This is a genomic window from Maritimibacter sp. 55A14, from assembly GCF_003122205.1.
Classification (GTDB): domain Bacteria; phylum Pseudomonadota; class Alphaproteobacteria; order Rhodobacterales; family Rhodobacteraceae; genus QEYE01.
Map to the genome: position 1 here is coordinate 1 of NZ_QEYE01000048.1, position 4355 is coordinate 4355.

The 4355-nt window shown below is 69.7% G+C and carries 2 protein-coding genes and 2 pseudogenes; 3 read left to right on the forward strand and 1 reads right to left on the reverse strand.

Annotation, left to right across the window (positions count from 1 at the left end; translation table 11 throughout):
- Nucleotides 1-127 precede the first annotated feature (127 nt).
- Nucleotides 128-544, reverse strand: a pseudogene (locus DDZ14_RS19025) (transposase); the annotation flags it as partial.
- Between the two features lie 81 nt (nucleotides 545-625).
- Here DDZ14_RS19025 and DDZ14_RS19030 point away from each other — a divergent pair.
- The 3 genes and pseudogenes from DDZ14_RS19030 to DDZ14_RS19040 all read left to right on the forward strand — a co-directional run.
- Entirely contained in the window at nucleotides 626-3574 is a 2949-nt protein-coding gene (locus DDZ14_RS19030; protein WP_233252654.1) for an error-prone DNA polymerase, read from the forward strand.
- A 50-nt stretch (nucleotides 3575-3624) separates the two neighbouring features.
- Complete coding sequence (locus tag DDZ14_RS19035; RefSeq protein ID WP_109426550.1) at nucleotides 3625-4086, forward strand: cytochrome c; 462 nt, start codon at nucleotides 3625-3627, stop codon at nucleotides 4084-4086.
- A gap of 142 nt (nucleotides 4087-4228) precedes the next feature.
- Nucleotides 4229-4355 (forward strand): annotated as a pseudogene (locus DDZ14_RS19040) (S-(hydroxymethyl)glutathione dehydrogenase); the annotation flags it as partial.

Here is a 4355-nt window from a genome sequence, read left to right on the forward strand (position 1 = left end):
TCCACAACCAACATCCCACACTGTGCTCCCCGATGACCTCGGGAGCATCATCACCATCAATGTAAGGGGGTCATTTTTAGACGCCGATCACCCCGCTATGGGGTCAATTTTGCACGCCTGTTCACACCATAGGAGACAGATCGCCGGAACGCATGGCCTCGCGGATACGATGGGAAAGGAACCACGCCGTTTTCAGGGTAACGCCGAGAACCCGGTGCAGTTGATTGCTGGAGATGCCCTTCTTGCTGGACACCATCAGGTGGATGGCTTGCAACCACAGGTGCAGAGGCAGGTGGCTTTCCTCGAAGATCGTGCCTTTGCGAACCGTGAACTGCTTGCGGCACTCGCGGCACTTCCACAGGCCGTGGCGCTCCTTGCCTTCCGGGTTCTTCTTGCTCGGCTTCGTGCGGACGCCCTCAAGGCGATAGGCGCGATCCACAACGCCGCAGTGCGGGCACACCGGGCCGTCCGCCCACAGCATCGCCTCAACGTGCGCAAAGGCGGCGGCTTCGTCGTGCATGTAAGGGGCGGAAAGAACGGACATTGGCGGGTTCCTCTGTATCTGTACCAAATCAGATGGGAACCGTGTGTTGGTTTGTCAAGTATAATATCGCCGGGACTCCACATGAGAACAAAAAGTGAATATCCTGCCGGTATGGACTTCGCGGAACTCGGAATCACCTCCAACTTCACCTTCCTCACCGGCGGCTCCCACCCCGAGGATTACGCCTGGGCGGCGGCGCTGGCCGGGCTGCCGGCCTTCGCACTGGCCGATGTCAACTCGGTGGCGGGCATCGTGCGCGCCCATGCCGCCCTGCGCGAGGTCGCCCGCGCCGTGGCCGCGCGCCGCGCGCATGACCGCCGCCACGGCCCCATTGGCCCGCCCGCGCCGCCCGGCCTGGCCGCCGCGCCATCCGCCGATCTGGCCTGCGTGCCGCGGCTGCTGCCGGCCGCGACGCTCGTGACCGCCGGCGGGCTGCGCGTCACCGCCCTGCCCCGCGACCGCGCCGCCTGGGGCCGGCTCGCCCGGCTGATATCCATCGGTCGGCTGCGGGCGCCGAAGGGCGATTGCCGGCTGGAGACCGGCGACCTTCTGGCGGGCTGCGCGGGGATGGAGCTTCTGCTCCACCCGCCGGAGGCGGCCACGTCGCAGCGCGGCGCGCGCGCCTGGCTGAAACGGGCGCGGCGGCTGACGCGCCGCTTCCCCCGCGCCACGGCGCTGGTCCTGGCACCGCGCTATGACGGGCAGGACCGGGCGCGCTTCGACCGGCTGGCGCGGCTCGCCGCCCGGCTGGACCTGCCCACCGTCGCCTCCGCTGCGCCGATCATGCACCGCGCGGCGCAGCGGCGGCTGGTCGATGTGCTGACCTGCATCCGCGAAGGCTGCACGATCGACCGGCTGGGCCGCCGCGCCCAGGCCAATGCCGAGCAGCGCCTGCGCTCCGGGCCGGAGATGCGCCGCCTCTTTGCGGGTCACGAGGCCGCGGTGGCGCAGGCGGGCCGGATCGCCGCGCGCTGCCGCTTCAGCCTCGACGAACTGCGCTACGAGTACCCCTCGGAGGCGCGGGACGGCGAGACCCCGCAGGCCCGCCTCGCCCGGCTGGCCGGGGACGGGCTCGCCCGCCGCTATCCCGACGGGCCGCCGGCGCGGGTGCGCGCGCAGATGGCCCATGAACTGGCGCTGATCGGACGGCTCGGCTACGCGCCCTATTTCCTGACCGTCCACGACATCGTGGATTTCGCCCGCGGGCGCGGCATCCTCTGCCAGGGGCGCGGCTCGGCGGCCAATTCGGTGGTCTGCTACGCGCTGGGCGTCACCTCGGTCTCGCCCGAGATCGGCACCATGGTCTTCGAGCGTTTCGTGTCGGAGGCCCGCAACGAGCCGCCCGATATCGACGTGGATTTCGAGCATGAGCGCCGCGAGGAGGTGATCCAGCATATCTACGCGCGCTACGGCCGCCACCGCGCCGGGCTCTGCGCCACGGTGATCCATTACCGGGGCAAGCGCGCGATCCGCGAGGTCGGCCGCGCGATGGGGCTGGGCGAGGACATCCTGGCCGCCATGGCCAGCCAGATCTGGGGCTGGGGTGGCGGCGGGCTGAGCCCGGCGCGGCTGGCGGAGATCGGGCTCGACCCGACCGACCGCCGCCTGGCGCAGACCCTGCAACTGGCCACGCAGATCCAGGGCTTCCCGCGCCACCTGTCGCAGCATGTCGGGGGCTTCGTGATCACCGAAGGCCGGCTCGACGAGCTTTGCCCGGTGGAGAACGCAGCGATGGAGGACCGCACCGTGATCTGCTGGGACAAGGACGATATCGACACGCTGGGCATCCTCAAGGTCGATGTGCTGAGCCTCGGGATGCTGACCTGCATCCGCAAGGCCTTCGACCTGCTGGCGCAGCATCACCGGCTGGACTGCACGCTGGCCAGCCTGCCGCCGGAGGATCTGGCGACCTACCGCATGCTCTGCCGCGCCGACAGTCTGGGCGTCTTCCAGGTCGAGAGCCGCGCGCAGATGAATTTCCTGCCGCGAATGCGGCCGCGCTGCTTCTACGATCTGGTGATCCAGGTGGCGATCATCCGCCCCGGCCCGATCCAGGGCGACATGGTGCATCCCTTCATCCGCCGCCGCAATGGCGAGGAGGCGGTGAGTTTCCCCTCCGACGCGCTCGGTCAGGTGCTCGGCAAGACGCTGGGCGTGCCGCTCTTCCAGGAACAGGCGATGCAGATCGCCATCACCGGCGCGGGCTTCACACCGGAGGAGGCCGACCGGCTGCGCCGTTCGCTGGCCACGTTCAAGAAGCACGGGAATGTGGCCGATTTTCGCGCCCGCTTCCTGCGCGGCATGGCCGCGAACGGCTATGACGCCGATTTCGCGGAACGCTGTTTTTCGCAGATCGAAGGCTTCGGCAGCTACGGCTTTCCCGAGAGCCATGCCGCCAGTTTCGCGCTGCTGGTCTATGCCTCGGCCTGGCTGAAATGCCACCATCCCGGAATTTTCGCCTGCGCACTTCTCAATGCGCAGCCGATGGGCTTCTACGCCCCCGCGCAGATCGTCCGCGACGCCCGCGAACACGGGGTGGAGGTGCGCCCGGTCTGCATCAACCATTCCTGGTGGGACAACGCGATGGAGCCCGACGGCCGTGGCGGGCTGGCGCTGCGCCTGGGCTTCCGGCAGATCCGCGCGCTGCGCGAGGCCGAGGCGATGTGGATCCCGGCGGCGCGCGGCAACGGCTATCGCCGGGTGGCGGATGTCTGGCGCCGCGCCGGGATCGCGCCGCGCATGCTGACCGCGCTGGCCGAAGCCGACGCCTTCGCCGATCTGGGCCTCAGCCGCCGCGAGGCGCTCTGGCAGGCCCGCGCCCTGGGCGGGGCGAAGCCCCTGCCGCTCTTCGAGCGCAATATCGACGGCGAGGTTCTGGATGAGCCCGCCATGCCCCTGCCCGCGATGACCGAGGGCGAGGAGGTGGTGGAGGATTACGCCGCGTTGCGGCTCACGCTGCGGGCGCACCCGGTGGCGCTGCTGCGGCCGCTGCTGACACCGCAAGGGTCGGGGAATCCGGGCTTTTCCTGATCCGCACATTCGGCCAGAGTGGCGCGGCACATCCGCAGAGAGGATCGACCATGAAGCCATATCCCGCCGCGCTGGGGCTCGTCGCCTGCCTGGCCGCCCCAGCCGCGCTCGCCCATGACGAACACGCCATGCACGGTTTCCCGCAGGCCGTGAAAGCGCGCATGACGCTGATGGAATCGGTGGGACGGAACATGAAGGTGCTGGGCGGCATGGCCAAGGGCGAGACAGCCTTCGACGCCGCCCGCGCCAACGCCGCCGCGGCCGCGCTGGCCGAGGAAGCCGGCGCCATTGCGGCCGCCTTCGCGCCGCGCGAGACGCATCCCGAATCCGAGGCCACGCCGCGGATCTGGGATGACTGGGACGGGTTCATGGCGCGTACCGAGACGCTGCGCCGCGCCGCCGGCGGCGCGGCGGGCAAGCTGGAGAGCCCCGAGGCGCTCAACGCCGCGATGCGCGATCTGGGCGGCGCCTGCAAGGCCTGCCACAAGGATTACCGCGAAAAGAAGAACTGATCCCGTCCGCAGCCGACCCGTGCTGCACTCTGGCGGTTGACGGCCCCGTGCGGTGGTGGGAACGTCGCGCCGGGACCGGATTTTCCGGCGCCCGCCGCTCTGCGGGGCGCGGGCGGCAACAGAAAGACAAAGGGGAAACGCTATGAGAACGCGGGCTGCGGTTGCGCTGGAGGCGGGGAAGCCTCTGGAGGTGATGGAGGTTGAGCTTGAGGGCCCGAAGGCGGGGGAGGTTCTGGTGGAGATCAAGGCCACCGGGCTGTGCCACACGG